The sequence below is a fragment of the Oleiphilus sp. HI0066 genome (genome assembly GCF_001635725.1).
Genome location: NZ_LWFH01001611.1, coordinates 15,424 through 29,206 on the forward strand (window position 1 = coordinate 15,424; position 13,783 = coordinate 29,206).

At 44.2% G+C, this 13,783-nt stretch carries 14 protein-coding genes; 10 read left to right on the forward strand and 4 right to left on the reverse strand.

Annotation, left to right across the window (positions count from 1 at the left end):
• Positions 1–134 precede the first annotated feature (134 nt).
• Positions 135–527 carry an acyl-CoA thioesterase gene (locus A3738_RS25315; RefSeq protein WP_068476013.1) on the forward strand — a complete coding sequence of 131 codons (393 nt, stop codon included), beginning with the start codon at positions 135–137 and terminating at the stop codon, positions 525–527.
• A 16-nt stretch (positions 528–543) separates the two neighbouring features.
• Here A3738_RS25315 and A3738_RS25320 read toward each other — a convergent pair whose 3' ends face one another.
• Complete coding sequence (locus tag A3738_RS25320; protein ID WP_068501650.1) at positions 544–2,763, reverse strand: ATP-dependent helicase; 2,220 nt, start codon at positions 2,761–2,763, stop codon at positions 544–546.
• Between the two features lie 99 nt (positions 2,764–2,862).
• Between A3738_RS25320 and A3738_RS25325 the strand changes: the two genes are divergently transcribed.
• From A3738_RS25325 to A3738_RS25350, 6 genes are all read left to right on the forward strand, one after another.
• Positions 2,863–3,549 carry an ankyrin repeat domain-containing protein gene (locus A3738_RS25325; protein ID WP_068501646.1) on the forward strand — a complete coding sequence of 229 codons (687 nt, stop codon included), beginning with the start codon at positions 2,863–2,865 and terminating at the stop codon, positions 3,547–3,549.
• Between the two features lie 66 nt (positions 3,550–3,615).
• Positions 3,616–4,347 carry a DUF2914 domain-containing protein gene (locus A3738_RS25330; RefSeq protein WP_068501643.1) on the forward strand — a complete coding sequence of 244 codons (732 nt, stop codon included), beginning with the start codon at positions 3,616–3,618 and terminating at the stop codon, positions 4,345–4,347.
• Positions 4,348–4,349: 2 nt separating this feature from the next.
• The gene (locus tag A3738_RS25335; protein ID WP_068757469.1) at positions 4,350–5,114 is read left to right on the forward strand and encodes an ElyC/SanA/YdcF family protein; all 765 of its coding nucleotides are present in this window, start codon (positions 4,350–4,352) and stop codon (positions 5,112–5,114) included.
• Positions 5,114–6,214: a ferrochelatase gene (hemH, locus tag A3738_RS25340; RefSeq protein WP_068501639.1), complete on the forward strand. Its 1,101-nt coding sequence runs from the start codon at positions 5,114–5,116 to the stop codon at positions 6,212–6,214. Before A3738_RS25335 ends, hemH begins: the two co-directional genes overlap by 1 nt.
• A gap of 23 nt (positions 6,215–6,237) precedes the next feature.
• The gene (locus tag A3738_RS25345; RefSeq protein ID WP_068501638.1) at positions 6,238–6,660 is read left to right on the forward strand and encodes a copper chaperone PCu(A)C; all 423 of its coding nucleotides are present in this window, start codon (positions 6,238–6,240) and stop codon (positions 6,658–6,660) included.
• A gap of 10 nt (positions 6,661–6,670) precedes the next feature.
• Positions 6,671–7,174: a GNAT family N-acetyltransferase gene (locus A3738_RS25350; RefSeq protein WP_068501635.1), complete on the forward strand. Its 504-nt coding sequence runs from the start codon at positions 6,671–6,673 to the stop codon at positions 7,172–7,174.
• Between the two features lie 577 nt (positions 7,175–7,751).
• Here the strand turns inward: A3738_RS25350 and A3738_RS25355 are convergent.
• A complete protein-coding gene (locus A3738_RS25355; RefSeq protein WP_068476005.1) occupies positions 7,752–8,756 on the reverse strand; it encodes a putative solute-binding protein in 1,005 nt (334 codons plus the stop codon).
• A 169-nt stretch (positions 8,757–8,925) separates the two neighbouring features.
• Between A3738_RS25355 and A3738_RS25360 the strand changes: the two genes are divergently transcribed.
• Both A3738_RS25360 and A3738_RS25365 read left to right on the forward strand, forming a co-directional pair.
• On the forward strand, positions 8,926–9,426 hold the full coding sequence (locus A3738_RS25360) for a GNAT family N-acetyltransferase (protein ID WP_231876761.1): 501 nt from the start codon (positions 8,926–8,928) through the stop codon (positions 9,424–9,426).
• Between the two features lie 124 nt (positions 9,427–9,550).
• Positions 9,551–9,865, forward strand: coding sequence for a c-type cytochrome (locus tag A3738_RS25365; RefSeq protein ID WP_068476004.1), 315 nt, complete (start codon positions 9,551–9,553; stop codon positions 9,863–9,865).
• 85 nt (positions 9,866–9,950) lie between these two features.
• Here A3738_RS25365 and ppnN read toward each other — a convergent pair whose 3' ends face one another.
• Positions 9,951–11,324, reverse strand: coding sequence for a nucleotide 5'-monophosphate nucleosidase PpnN (gene ppnN, locus A3738_RS25370; RefSeq protein ID WP_068476003.1), 1,374 nt, complete (start codon positions 11,322–11,324; stop codon positions 9,951–9,953).
• Positions 11,325–11,464: 140 nt separating this feature from the next.
• On the opposite strand from ppnN, the gene thiI reads away from it, so the two are divergent.
• Entirely contained in the window at positions 11,465–12,928 is a 1,464-nt protein-coding gene (thiI, locus tag A3738_RS25375) for a tRNA uracil 4-sulfurtransferase ThiI (protein ID WP_068476002.1), read from the forward strand.
• Here thiI and A3738_RS25380 read toward each other — a convergent pair.
• Entirely contained in the window at positions 12,925–13,716 is a 792-nt protein-coding gene (locus A3738_RS25380; RefSeq protein WP_068476001.1) for a carboxylesterase, read from the reverse strand. The two genes, thiI and A3738_RS25380, sit on opposite strands and share 4 nt — an antisense overlap.
• Between the last annotated feature and the right edge of the window lie 67 nt (positions 13,717–13,783).

The window sequence follows — 13,783 nt, forward strand, 5'->3', positions numbered from 1 at the left end:
GGCTTTATGACATAAATATGACAATACTTTGTAATATTCAAAAAAAAATAGTTTTCTCGAATAATGAGGATAAGTGGAAGATTGATGTGAAGAAGCTATCGTAAATAATAATTGTTATTCAGGAAGTAAAAATCATGACGCTTTTCGATGGGATAGGGCCAGCGACGGACAGCGAGTTAATGTTGAAGGTGCTCGCGACACCGGCGAATACAAATATTCATGGAGACATCTACGCCGGCTGGTTATTAGATCAAATGGATGCGGCAGCCACCTTGTTTGCAACAAAGTTATCTAATGGTCGTTGCTCAACCGTTGCTGTGGATCAAATTAAATTTCAATCGCCCATTAACGTGGGAGATGCGGTAAGTATTTATGCGCGACTTGATGATACTGGGCGCAGTTCGATGGTGATCTCGGTTGAAGTGTTCGTGCAGCAGAGTGTTAGCAATGTGAATATCAAAGTCACAGAAGGTCGATTTACTTCTGTTGCTATAGATAACCAAGGATCAATTCGTCAGTTACTATGACGGAAAGTTCTTGTGTTTAGTCGGTGAGCGCGAACATCTTATCTGCGTAGCGTTTTGAGAAAACTCGCCGTTCATTGTCATCAAATTGTACCGTGAACGTTTCCCCTTCTTCTTGAACGACACGACCTCTACCCATTGATTTATGTTCAATGATGTCCGCTTGCCAAATTGCTTGATCAAAGTTGCTCAAGGTTGGGCGCTCAGCCTTGCTAGGCGTGGTAAGCATAATTGAAAAAGTATCAGCGTATCTTTGCAAGGTCTTGCTTGCGAGCGTTTTAAGTTGTGCAGTGTTTTGTTGTCGCTCGATAGATCTCGCAATGTGCAGTGCTGACTCACTTTGCATTTCATGTAAAAAGCGTAGACCGTCTTTGCTGTCTGATTTAGGACATAGCATGAGGAGTGATTGCTTTGCTCTAGTCATGGCGACATAAATCAAGCGTCGCTCACTAGCGATATCTTGGGGGCTAATCTCTTTTCTGCCACTTGAACTGAAAAAGGTCGTTTCAGAAAGCCCAGGCAAAACTACATGCTCCCATTCCAGCCCTTTAGCGCGATGCATACTTGTAATGTGTATACCTTGAGCATGCTGGATTTGTGTTCTTTCTTCGAGCGCTGCGAGCTCATTTAACAAGGCGTTTGCGTTTTCTGTACGGCTTTCTGCCATAAAGGCCATCAGGTTTTTGACCGTCCTAACTTGCTCGTCACTAGCGTCTTGGCTTAGGCCACTCGTTTTTAGCTCATCAAAAAGCTTCGTTTCTTGTATGTATTGTTTGAACAGCTGTCTTGGAGGGTTTGTATTGTTCTCAAGAGCAGATAAGCCTTTAGCGAAGCGCTCCAATTTGAGCTTTTGGAAGCGGCTTAAGTCGCTTGGAATCATATTCAGTACATGGTGTCCCCAACGGCTAGAGTGCTGAGCAAGTTGATGCATGAAAAGCTGAATTTGACGTTCATTAATGCCCACATGAGGGAACCGGGCTAACTGAATGAATGCTTGCTCTCGCATAGTTGGTGGCATTTGAGAAAAGCTGCCATCGGCAAGTTGAAGCAAACTGCGGATGGCATACATCTCATCCGAACCAAAAATTCCGCGGAACCCATTTAATACGTAAGGTAAATTAGCGCGCAATAGTGCTAATTCTAAATTTGCTGTTTGACTCCAATATCGAACCAAAATTGCTGTTTGATTCCGTTGCGATGCATCATGTTTCGCTAATCGTGTCACGAGGCTGATAAGTTCATTTTGTGTTTCGCATAGCTCGACCGCAGTGTGAGGATTACTCTTAGCAGGAATACACAATGCGTCGTCGTGATAAGGGCTATGCGCAATTAATTGATTGGCGAGTAGAGCGATTTGATGACCATAACGGAAACTCGTGCTGAGCTTGAGCGATTCGCAATGTTTATATTCTTCGGCAAAACCGGACAGCATGTATTGCGGTTTTGCTCCACGGAACTCATATATCGTTTGGTCGGGGTCGCCAACGATGGTGACTTTTGCTCGTTCGCCTGCAATCAAGCTTAACAAGGTATGTTGAATATCATTGGTGTCTTGATATTCGTCAACAAGAATCACGTCCATTTTATTCGAGACTAAATCTCGAAGTTCAGGTTTGGCGATAATGGTTTTGACTGGCGTGTAAAGCATATCAGCATAGCTAATGCGCGAATGGTCATTACGCCATTGCTCAAAGCGTTCAAACAGGCTCGGTAAAAAACCAAATTTATTCTCTAAACCGGAGTGTTTGAAAAAACTATGAGGGTCATCAAGCTGGCTTTTACATTGATCAATAAAGCTTGCTGCAACATCAAGATATTCTTTTTTATAACGCTTGAACTCATTTTGTTGTTCGGGGCTAAGAACCTGCGGAACGAGTTGTAGTAAGTGAAATTGAATTTCGCGCTCACTCAGAATATTGCCTTGATATGGAGCTAAGACACCGATCTCAATAAAGCGTTTGTATAAGCGAAACCCCATCGCATGAAACGTGCGTACTTCTGGAATACTTTGGCCTTCACCTCGCACTGATTGCAGCTTTTTCTGAAAATCGAGTTGCGCGCTTTTATTGAACATAAGCACAAGTAAGCGTCGTGGGTCGTAGCCATCAGCAAGTAATTTATTGATTCGATGTGCAAGTGTTGTGGTTTTTCCGCTACCGGCAACAGCACGAATCACATAATGCGCAACGGGAGCATCGACAATAATGCGTTGTTCAGGTGTTAGAGATATCTCGGGCATGCAGTGCTTATCGTGTTACGCGGTATGTCGGATTACTTGAGTTTTGGTATCAGAGTCAACAAACTATGAACTTTACTAACAGGATATAAGTGTCAGCGGATGATGCGTGCAATCATACTATTAAGTTTACTGATCTGGGTAGGCGGATGTGCCTCAAAAAATGCGGTTCCAAACGATTTCCAAATCAATACATCAACGCAGTCGATTAAAGAGCCCTCAGGTTTGATGACAGCGATTTCCTCAGGCGATGAAGTCGCTATGAAGGAACGTATTTTGGCGGGAGACTCTGTGAATGCAGAGTTTGAGGGGCACACACCTCTGAGATACGCGATCAGCGCAAAGCAAACACGCATGGTTCAGATTTTATTACGTGCCGGAGCGCAGCCTAATTGGGCCATGCAGCCCGGACAAGAAAGTGTGCTCATGCTTGTTAGTCGTTTAGGATTGAATGATTTAGTCGTGGCGTTTATTCGCTCCGGTATGGCATTAGACTATGCGGATGCCTCTGGTCGCACAGCACTAACAGAAGCGGCGATGAATGGGCATCTTACAACCGCTAATGTCTTGATTAATGCAGGCGCTGACGTAGACATAGTGTTCGAAGGGAAGTCACTACTGATGCACTTGGTAGAACAAAACAGCATGTTATTGGTGAAGCCAGTTATTGAAGCAGGGGCTGATGTGAATTACGTGTCTAACATGGGGGAGAGCAGCCTAAGTATTGCTCGAGAACAGCAACTCCATGAGTTAGACTTAATGTTGGTTCAGGCGGGCGCACGATTGTGACAAGTACGTGCATTAAGTAAACTTCGCAAGATAATTTTAAGTACAACTCACAACGGATTCTTCATTATGTCACGCCATCAACAAATCTCTGTTGGCCCAATGCCTTCTCAGAAAGAGGATTACTCTGAATACGAAGAGACTCAGGTCCTTTGGGGGCGAATTGGCTTGATCTTTGGCGTCGTGTTTGCGGTCGCTTTTTCGGCGCTTTACCTTGTCTTTGAGCCACTGAATGATACTCCCACCGTTGTGAGTGTAATTGAGCAGCGCAAGATTGCGGCTGCACAAGAGACAACTATTATGGAGAACACACAAGCGCCAAGCGAAGAAGCGGTTGTGGCAGCGCTCGAATTAAAGAGCGATGTTGAGGCTGAAGTAGACCCTACGCCAGTGGCATTAACTCAGCGAGCAGCTTCATTAACGCAAACTGCGGTGCAAGCGCCCGTATCGGCAATCTCTACATTAAATCCTGCGATCATTTCGGCGAGTTTAGCGCGAGGTGTTGATGAGAATCGACATCCTATTGATCTGCTTGGCTATGAAGTGAGTATGGATGGTGAGAATCTGATTAAGGTCGTTCTTCATACTGAAATGCTAAACATTCAAGGTACAACTCTTTTTCACGAGTGGTTTTTGAATGAGAAGCGTCAGGCAAGGGTGCGTATACCGGTCAATGCTGACGAGCAATTAAGTTATTCCAGTAAGTTTATTGATAAGTATATGACGGGTGATTGGTCGGTACGTGTGAGCGATGCTCAGGGAGAGGTCTACGCACTGGCGAATTTCAAAGTCATTCGCTAAACGTGCTGTTTACACTTAAGAAGCTAATCGGTGGCTTATTAATGCCGGTTTCGGTCGTGCTGTCGCTTGGTTTGCTTGCTTTGCTATGTAGCTGGAAAGGCAAGCACTCTTGGGCTAAGAGCCTAATGTGTTTGGCACTCGTAGCGTTATATCTTTGTTCGATCAAACCTATCGCTCATCTTATTGCTCAGCCGCTTGAGTACCGATATAGCCCGTTTGATGGGCAAGATGTGCCGTACGTTGTGGTGCTTGGTGGTGGTCATACGACTGATATGCGTGTCGCGTCTCTGCATCAATTGAATCGTACATCTTTGGCTCGTTTGCTAACCGGTGTTGAGATTGTGAAGCTGCAACCAAAAGCTACCTTGTTGGTGTCTGGCTATGCGGGGTTTGATACGCAAAGTCATGCGCAAGTCGCGGCAAATACGGCGCAGTTATTAGGCGTTGATGCAGATCGCATTTTATTGCAAGCCAATGCTAAAGATACGTATGAGGAAGCGCTTGCTTGGCGAAATATAATTGGTATGCAGCCTTTTGCATTGGTGACTTCAGCAATGCATATGCCCCGTGCGATGGCGTTGTTTGAAAGCTTAGGTATGCGACCTATTGCTGCGCCAGCCAACATAGAAGCAAAAGGTGATCGACCTTTGGTTTGGCGTGATTGGATTCCGACAGCAAACAACTTGGCAATTGTTCAAGCAGCGTGGCATGAATATTTAGGGATGTCTTGGGCTTGGCTTAACAAAACACTAAAAGAGGCGGTGTAATGGCGTTCAAAGGTGAAAAGAATTTTTCACACCGTAGTGCAGATAAAGTGGGCGTTTTATTGGTGAATCTGGGTACGCCTGAGGCTCCAACGGCTAAAGCGCTACGTAAATATCTGGCTCAATTTTTATCGGATCCTCGTGTTGTTGAGATTCCAAAACTGATATGGATGCTGATCCTACATGGCATCATTTTACGTGTTAGGCCTAGCAAATCTGCTGAAGCGTATAAAGAAGTATGGACTGAGGATGGTTCACCTTTGATGCTCCATTCTTTGGCGCAAACACAAGCCATTCGTGAGAAGTTGCGTGCCGAGTATGGCAACAATGTGATGGTTGAGCTCGCAATGCGTTATGGTGAGCCCTCAGTATCGAATACGCTTGATCAAATGATGGCGGAGAGTTGCCGCAAACTAGTTGTGTTGCCTTTATATCCGCAGTATTCAGGAAGCACTACGGCCTCTGTTTTTGATGATCTCGCAGCAGATTTTACGCAACGTCGTTGGTTACCCAGTTTTCGATTTATTAGCAGTTATCATACGAATCCAGCCTACATCAATGCCTTGGCCCAAAGCATTCAACAGCACTGGGCTGAGCATGGTCGCTGCGACAAACTCGTATTTTCTTTTCATGGTGTACCTCAACACTTTCTCCATTCTGGAGACCCTTATCACTGCCAATGCCATGTCACTGTCCGCTTACTTGCCGAACAGCTTGGATTGAATCAAGACGAATATTTAACCTGTTTTCAATCGCGTTTTGGCAAAGCTGAGTGGTTGAAGCCTTATCTTGATGCGACCATGAAATCTCTTCCAAATGAAGGGGTAAAATCAGTACAAGTCGTGTGTCCTGGTTTTTCATCGGATTGCTTAGAAACACTCGAAGAAATTGCCGGAGAAAATAAGGAATACTTTATGGAAGCTGGAGGCGAACGCTTCGAATATATTCCGGCATTAAATTCTAGATCAGAGCATATTGAAGCCTTGATTGGTTTCATTAATGAAGAGGCTGGTGCTTGGTTTGATGGGTTAAGCGAAAGCGTAGAGAACGTCGAGCGAGAACAGCGATATTCAAGCCATAAGTACAATCAAAAAAATAAATAAAAATCAGAGAAAGGAAGATATAAATGCGACAAGTAATAACAGCTTTTCTAGCGGTCTTTATGTGTATGGGACTAGTTGGTCAAACATTAGCGCAGCCTAAAGTAGAAGACGCGTGGGTTCGTTTGATGCCACCAAATGCCACGGTGACGGCGGCATATGCGAAGATCAACGTTTCGCATGCTGATGAGCTCATCGCAGTATCATCGGCTATTGCTAACAAAGCAGAAATTCACGAGAGCATGATGAGTGATGGCGTTATGAGTATGCGTCCCGTTGCGTCTATGTCTTTGTCTGAAGGCGAAACTAGCGAATTAAAACCGCATGGTATGCATATCATGTTAATGGGCCTACAGCAGGCCTTGGCGGAAGGCGATGAAGTAGAGCTAGTCTTAGAGTTTAAAGAAAGCGGCTCAGTCACCGTGCCATTTGTTGTTCGCAAGCCTTAATAATTAGACGGTGTCTAACTCCTCTTATTTAATCCGTGATGTTCAAGCTTTTGATGCTGAACGCATCGCGGATATCTATAACTATTATATTAAGCATACGGTCGTCACCTTTGAAGAAGAGCCTCTTGACGCTAATCAGATTCTGACAAGAATTAATCAAGTACAAGAACTTGGCTTACCATGGTTAGTCGCGGAGCAAGATGGTCAGGGTCTTGGATATGCCTATTCTGCGCCTTGGCGTGAGCGCTCTGCGTATCGTTATTCCAAAGAAGTTAGCGTATATCTCGATGCCAATCTTCATCATAAAGGCGTAGGTTCAATGTTGTATCAGGCTTTGTTTGAGCGTTTGAGTCAACTTGATGTGCATGCAGTGATGGCGGTGGTTGCTTTGCCGAATGAAGCGAGCGAAGCCTTACATGAAAAATTTGGCATGAAGAAAGTCGCACACCTTGAACAAGTTGGGCGAAAGTTCGGACAATGGATTGATGTTGGGTATTGGCAGCGCGTGTTTTGATTTTAGTTTTTTGATTCTTTGAAGCTTTCTTGTTTCTAGACTTCTGTTCCTGTCGGCGGCGGCCGAAAACCCCTTAAGACCTTTGACGCCAAAGGTCTTAAGGATCTAAATGCGCCCCAATTTTCGGGGCCTTCGGCTACACTCAAACTCTTGCGTAAATCGGCGCTGCGGAACTTATCCGCGATGCGGATTTCGAACAGTCCTCGCGTTATTCCGATTTTCGCCGGCGAGCTTTCGTCCCTCGAGATGGGGAATTAGCCATTCCGATAAGTTTTATTCTTTGCACCCACTACCCCTTCTGACTAGATGAGTTGCTCAGAGAATAAACGGCTTTATGCCGAGGACTGTTTGAGCCGAAGGCGAGTTCCGCAGGCGCTGTTTATTGTTGAGCAGCGAATGAACCCGAAGGGCTAGGAAGTAGACGCTGACTTGGACAAGGTGAATTGCGAAGCAAGAGAAGGTGGCCTGAGTCATTGTTAAGGGAGTGTCAGCGCACTCCCTTAACTCGTCCTTTTGGACGAAAACCGAAATAGAAAAAATGTGTTGAAACTAGAAAGTGTCAAAGAATAAAAAGATTCTACTCTCTATCCTTCGAAGTACATTCCGCTAGTTGAGGATCAATCTTACAGCGAACCTTACGGAACAAGGTTAAAGCTTTGCCGTTATAGACTCCCTGCTCACGCAGGGCGATGCGGCTTTCGCGGAACAGCTCACTCCAGTTGTCTTCGGTTTTTTCGCTAATTTCAATCCAGTATTTCTCAGGGATTGTTAGTTCGCTATCAACGATTTTACGAATTTGATCTTTATATTTGCTCGCCATCAGTTCACGAGATTTTTGCGCAAAACCTTCAGGTACTTTTTCCCAACGAACAATTAGCTGCATGGTGATCTGCAAGCTTGGCCATTTGATAACGCCACCGCCTGGCTCAAGGCCCTTGTACATTTCCATAGGCTCGTAAGCTAAGCCCGGTGCGCCGGTAATATCGACCGCTTTGTTATTAAATTTTTGGAGTGCGTTAGCAATACTTGATGATACTGGCGTCATGCCGATACGTGTCGCTAAATATTCTGTTTCAGGCGCATTATCGAGCACGGTGACACGCTTGCCAGCCATATCTTCTGGGTTCTGAATACTCTTGTCATTGACGAATAAGAAGATCGCACCGATCGGCGCAATACCGATGATCTCATATTCGCCGCTGCGCATAATTTTCGCAGCACCAGGACTGCTTAAAGATTTGATGACGATGGCCAGATGGTCGTAGGTTGGCAATGCGCCAACGGCATTAATACTGCCTGTAAATGAGTTGTACTCGCGTGCCCGTATGCCAGGTAAGTTGAGCATATCGCATACGCCATTTTTAAACTCTTCTGAGGCGACACGATCATCGGTATATACCTTAAAAGACAAATCAACACCCCAACGCACGGCATCGATTTTGTATTCCTTCATTTCTTTGTGGATGGGGCCATCATGGCCAACAAAGTCGAAGACGCACATAGTGAGCGGCTGAAGTGCATTTGCATGTGCTGTTTTGGCTAAAAGTAAGCCTGTTAAAACTACTGAAAGAAGACGTAACATACTGACAAGTCTCAAAGTTTTTCTTATTAAATCGAATGCTAACGTAAAGTATGATTTAGAGAAATGTTCTATTCGGAAAATGAGAGTTCTATCCGGTTAATTGAATAGGTTTTGCGCGAGTTCCCCTAATTAAAGGGTGAGTGATCGTACAAGAGAGGGAACAATATACATGGCGTTATCCCTGAATATTCGTGAAGCACAGCTGGCTGATTGGGATCGTATCTGGCCATTTTTTAGCGACATTGTTCGTGCTGGCGATAGTTATCCTTATTCTCCTGATATGAGCAAAGAAGAGGGGTTTCAGCAGTGGATGGTCATGCCTCAATTTACCTATGTTGCAGAGCAATCTGGCGAAGTGGTCGCTACGTATTACATTAAACCGAATCAAGCGAGCTTGGGCGCGCATGTTAGCAATTGTGGTTATATGGTATCGCCTTCGTATCGGGGCGGAGGGATTGCTAGCCAATTATGTGTACATTCGCAGTCCATCGCTATAAAGCTTGGCTATAAGGCAATGCAATTTAACTTGGTTGTTGCTTCGAATAGTGCAGCGGTCCATCTCTGGAATAAGTTAGGTTTCGAAACGGTGGGCCGTTTACTCAAAGCATTTGATCATCAAAAGCTTGGGTTCGTGGATGCACTAGTTATGTATAAGTGGTTGCAAGATTAAGTGACAAGATAAGGTTTTGAGATCAGACTTGATCTAGTTAAAGTCGAGACACTTTGTATTTCAAAGTTCTCTGCTACACTGACTTTATTTGATTAGAAGTAGTACACATTGTTAGGAGAAGGATATGTTAAAGAAAGTACTAATGGCTGGGATTGTGAGTGTTACTTTAGGTTCTAGTTTTGCGATGGCAGGTGATGCCGCTGCAGGTAAAGCTAAGTCAGCTGTGTGTGCTGCTTGTCATGGTGCAAATGGCATTGCAACGATCAAAACTTACCCTAATTTGGCGGGACAGAATAAAGAGTATTTGGTCTCTTCTTTGAAGGCTTACAAAGCGAAACAGCGCAATGGTGGAATGGCTGCAATCATGCAAGCACAGGCGGCTGCTCTTACTGATGCGGATATGCAGAACCTTGCTGAATACTTCAGCACATTGAAATAAAAGCGTTCAACGCTTAATGATTGAAAAAGCCGAACATCGTTCGGCTTTTTCAATGCTCTTGCCAAAGCTATTTAACAACTAGCATTCATTTGTTCACGATACGATAACAAGGCTTATACGTACTACCGGGCAGCTTCATTCTTCCTTGATCAACAAAAGCGCGTAACATCTTATCCATCGATAACATAATCTCTGGATCACCTGCTATTTGAAAGGGCCCGTGTTTTTTGATCTCAGCTAATCCTTGCGCTTTGACATTACCTGCAACGATTCCTGAAAAAGCACAGCGTAGATTGGCGGCGAGCTGATGAGGCTCTTGATCTTTATGGAGGTCAAGGTTAGCCATCAATGCATGTGTCGGCTCAAAAGGCTTTTGAAATATAGGATCAATCTTCAGTAGCCAGTTGTAGTAATACGCATCGCGGCGTTTGCGACGATATGTTTTGACTTTTTCGAGATTTGATTTCATATATTTGGCGACAGATTCTGGATCATCAATAATGATTTTATAGAGCACTTGCGCTTCTGTACCAAGTGTTTGTCCGATGAAGGTATCGATCATTTCAAAATAATCCCGACTTGATTCGGGGCCAGTTAGCACCAAGGGGTAGGGCATCGCCTTGTTTTTTGGGTGCATCAATACACCGAGAATATACAGAATCTCTTCAGCAGTGCCGACGCCACCAGGAAAGACAATAATTCCGTGTCCAAGGCGCACAAACGCTTCAAGTCGCTTTTCGATATCGGGCAGTATCGTTAGCTCGTTTACAATTGGGTTTGGAGACTCTGCTGCAATAATGCCTGGCTCCGTGACACCGATATATCGTCCCAGTGCATGGCGTTGCTTTGCATGACCTACCGCAGCACCTTTCATCGGGCCTTTCATCGCACCTGGGCCACAGCCAGTACAGATATTCAATGCACGTAAACCAAGCTGATAGCCAACTTCTTTCGTGTATTCGTATTCGTTACGTTTGATTGAGTGACCACCCCAGCACACAACAATATCTGTCTCACAGTTTGTTTTAAGCAGGTTTGCATTACGTAATAAATGGAAAATAAAGTTCGTAACTTGCTCTGAAGACTTAAGGTTCAAGCTCGTGTTTTTCATCATGACACTGTCTGTGTAAATGATGTCTCTCACTACTGAGAACAAATGATTATTGATACCTTGAATCATATAGCCATCAACGAAGGCGCTTTCAGGCGCGTTCTTAATATCGAGTTTTATGCCTCGAGGTTGTTGAATGACGTTAATTTCGAAGTCTTTGTATTTTTCTAAGAGACTTTCACCGTCATCACTTAAGGATCCACAGTTCAACACAGCGAGTGCGCAACGACGAAACAGCTCTTGTAGTTGTTCGTTTTTCTTGTTGCGCAGGAGATTCACTTCGTGTCGAGACAATATGTCCATATTGCCTTTAGGTGTGACGCGAGCATTAATACCGTTGTTGTTCATACGCACTCTCCTTCGACGTAAGTTTTCGGCTTTCACTGTAAGTATAGTGTTGACGACAGTGAAGAACTGTAAATTGCTGCTACTTTGGCATTGTTTTCATATAGAATACCGCGCCTAGAAATTTTGGTTTGAGAGACAGCATGAAATTTATCGTCAAACTTTTCCCTGAAATTACCATTAAAAGTAAGCCTGTTCGTAAGCGTTTGGTGCGTCAATTGCGCCAAAACGTTCAAGTTGTGTTACTGAAAGAAACTGAAGGGGCTAAGGTTCAGGAGTTCTGGGATAAGCTTGAAGTACGTTTATTACCTGGGTATGAGAATGATGAAGCGAAGGTCGTTGACGCTTTGCAGCGCATTCCTGGCATATCCAATGTTTTAAAAGTTGATAGCTACGAGCTAGAAGGGATTGATTCCCGTTTCGATGATATTGCTCAAATCTGTGCCGACACTTACGGGGAGCAAATCAAAGGGAAAACCTTTGTTGTTCGTGTAAAGCGTGCAGGAGAACATTCATTTGCTTCCAGTGAGCTAGAACGTTATTTGGGCGGCGCATTGCTTCGTTCATGCGAACCTGAAAGCGTTTCTCTTAAGCAGCCTGATGTGACCGTAAAGTTAGAAGTTCGCGACGACACGCTGTATACCGTTTCTGAGCGCTATGAAGGCTTAGGTGGTTTTCCTATTGGCACGCAAGAGCCAGTGCTGTCGTTAATTTCTGGTGGCTTTGACTCAACCGTTTCTAGTTATTTAACAATGAAACGAGGTTTAAAAACGCATTTTTGTTTCTTTAACCTCGGCGGTGACGCGCATGAAATCGGTGTTAAGCAAGTTTCTCTGTATTTATGGGAAAAATATGGTCGCTCTCATCGAGTCCACTTTATTTCGGTGCCATTTGAAGGTGTTGTGGGTGAGATTCTCAAGCACGTTAACCATTCACATATGGGAGTGGTGCTTAAACGAATGATGGTTCGTGCTGCGCAAGAAATAGCAAAGAAAATGGATGTGACCGCGCTTGTGACAGGCGAATCAGTCGCTCAAGTTTCTAGTCAAACCGTGACAAATTTGAATGTTATTGATCGTGTATCTGAGACAGTCATTTTGCGTCCTCTGATTACGATGGATAAGCTCGATATCATTCGATTGTCTGCAAAAATCGGTACCGAAGAATTCGCAAAGAATATGCCGGAGTACTGTGGTGTGATTTCGGACAAACCAACTACCTGTGCGAAGCTTGCTAAAGTAGAGGAAGAAGAAGGTAATTTTGATTTTTCTGTTTTAGATCAAGCGATTGAAGATGCCGTCGTTAAAAAAATTGATCAGGTTATGCATCAGCAGAAAAATGTGGTGGATGTTGATGTAACGACATTACCTAAAGTTGGTGATGTGGTGATTGATATTCGAGGCCCTGAAGAGGCGAATAAATCTCCGCTTACCTTGACCAACAATGAAGTCTTGCATATTCCTTTCTATGAGCTGATGAGTGAAACTGAGCGCTTAGATAAAGCAAAACGCTATTTGTTGTTCTGCGAAAAGGGAACGATGAGTCAGCTTCATGCAAGCCATTTAAAAGGGATGGACTTCGATACAGCGGTTTTTAAACTCGCTTAAACCGCTTTGTTTTTTTGGCTTTGCATACCAAGTTGCCAGCATAGCCAAACATGCATTTGTTTCGCGACCTCAAAGTGAGTGTCTTCAAGCGGGATCATGTGCCCAAACTTTTGCAAACGGTGGAAATGCCGTCCTTGACCGAGATGCCGGCTAATGCGGCGAGCCGTTCTCGCTGAACTATAGCGATCTTTGGCTCCTGCTAAGGTCATAATTGGGCAGTCGATTTTTTCTCTTTCAATCTCTGAACGATTCTTCGTATCTAGATACCAAAACCACAATTCTTTAAGTGCTAAGCCTGATTCAAAACACATTTGTGAATAAGCAGCTTGCGCTTGTTTTTCAGTCATTGTGTTGAACAAATATTCGCGGGCAGATTTAAAACTAGGCTTTACCCCCTTTTGCCAGAACAAAGGCGTAGCACAAACATCTTTCAGGGCGCGAGTGGTTGGAAATGCATTACCTAGCCCTGCAGCCGCTTCTGGAGCAAGAAGAATAAGTGCATCAGGCTCAGTGCGCATAGCTAGCTGTTGTGACAGAACACATCCCGCCCCGTGACCGACGATAACAATATGATTGCTTTCTTCGGCGACCAGTCGATAGTCTTCTTCAAGTTGATCAACATAGTTTTGTAAGCTCAATTGGGCAGGGTGTTGTGCTTGATTCTTAGAGAAATGCTGAGGCAGTGCTGGGCAAATAACCCGATAACCAAGATTAGAAAAATAATCTTGGTAGTTTTCCCAAATTCTTGGCGTTGCCCACAGACCGTGCACAAAAAACAATGATGTCATGATACTACTCCTTGAATGCGCATTTTGTTCAGAGAAGCGTTCAAATTCAAGCGTTTAAATCTTAGAA

Excerpts from the sequence above, each read along its gene's own strand:
- A3738_RS25315 (WP_068476013.1), top strand. The coding sequence starts at position 135 with ATGACGCTTTTCGATGGGATAGGGCCAGCGACGGACAGCGAGTTAATG.
- A3738_RS25320 (WP_068501650.1), bottom strand. The coding sequence starts at position 2,763 with ATGCCCGAGATATCTCTAACACCTGAACAACGCATTATTGTCGATGCT.
- A3738_RS25325 (WP_068501646.1), top strand. The coding sequence starts at position 2,863 with ATGATGCGTGCAATCATACTATTAAGTTTACTGATCTGGGTAGGCGGA.
- A3738_RS25330 (WP_068501643.1), top strand. The coding sequence starts at position 3,616 with ATGTCACGCCATCAACAAATCTCTGTTGGCCCAATGCCTTCTCAGAAA.
- hemH (WP_068501639.1), top strand. The coding sequence starts at position 5,114 with ATGGCGTTCAAAGGTGAAAAGAATTTTTCACACCGTAGTGCAGATAAA.
- A3738_RS25345 (WP_068501638.1), top strand. The coding sequence starts at position 6,238 with ATGCGACAAGTAATAACAGCTTTTCTAGCGGTCTTTATGTGTATGGGA.
- A3738_RS25355 (WP_068476005.1), bottom strand. The coding sequence starts at position 8,756 with ATGTTACGTCTTCTTTCAGTAGTTTTAACAGGCTTACTTTTAGCCAAA.
- A3738_RS25360 (WP_231876761.1), top strand. The coding sequence starts at position 8,926 with ATGGCGTTATCCCTGAATATTCGTGAAGCACAGCTGGCTGATTGGGAT.
- A3738_RS25365 (WP_068476004.1), top strand. The coding sequence starts at position 9,551 with ATGTTAAAGAAAGTACTAATGGCTGGGATTGTGAGTGTTACTTTAGGT.
- ppnN (WP_068476003.1), bottom strand. The coding sequence starts at position 11,324 with ATGAACAACAACGGTATTAATGCTCGCGTCACACCTAAAGGCAATATG.
- thiI (WP_068476002.1), top strand. The coding sequence starts at position 11,465 with ATGAAATTTATCGTCAAACTTTTCCCTGAAATTACCATTAAAAGTAAG.
- A3738_RS25380 (WP_068476001.1), bottom strand. The coding sequence starts at position 13,716 with ATGACATCATTGTTTTTTGTGCACGGTCTGTGGGCAACGCCAAGAATT.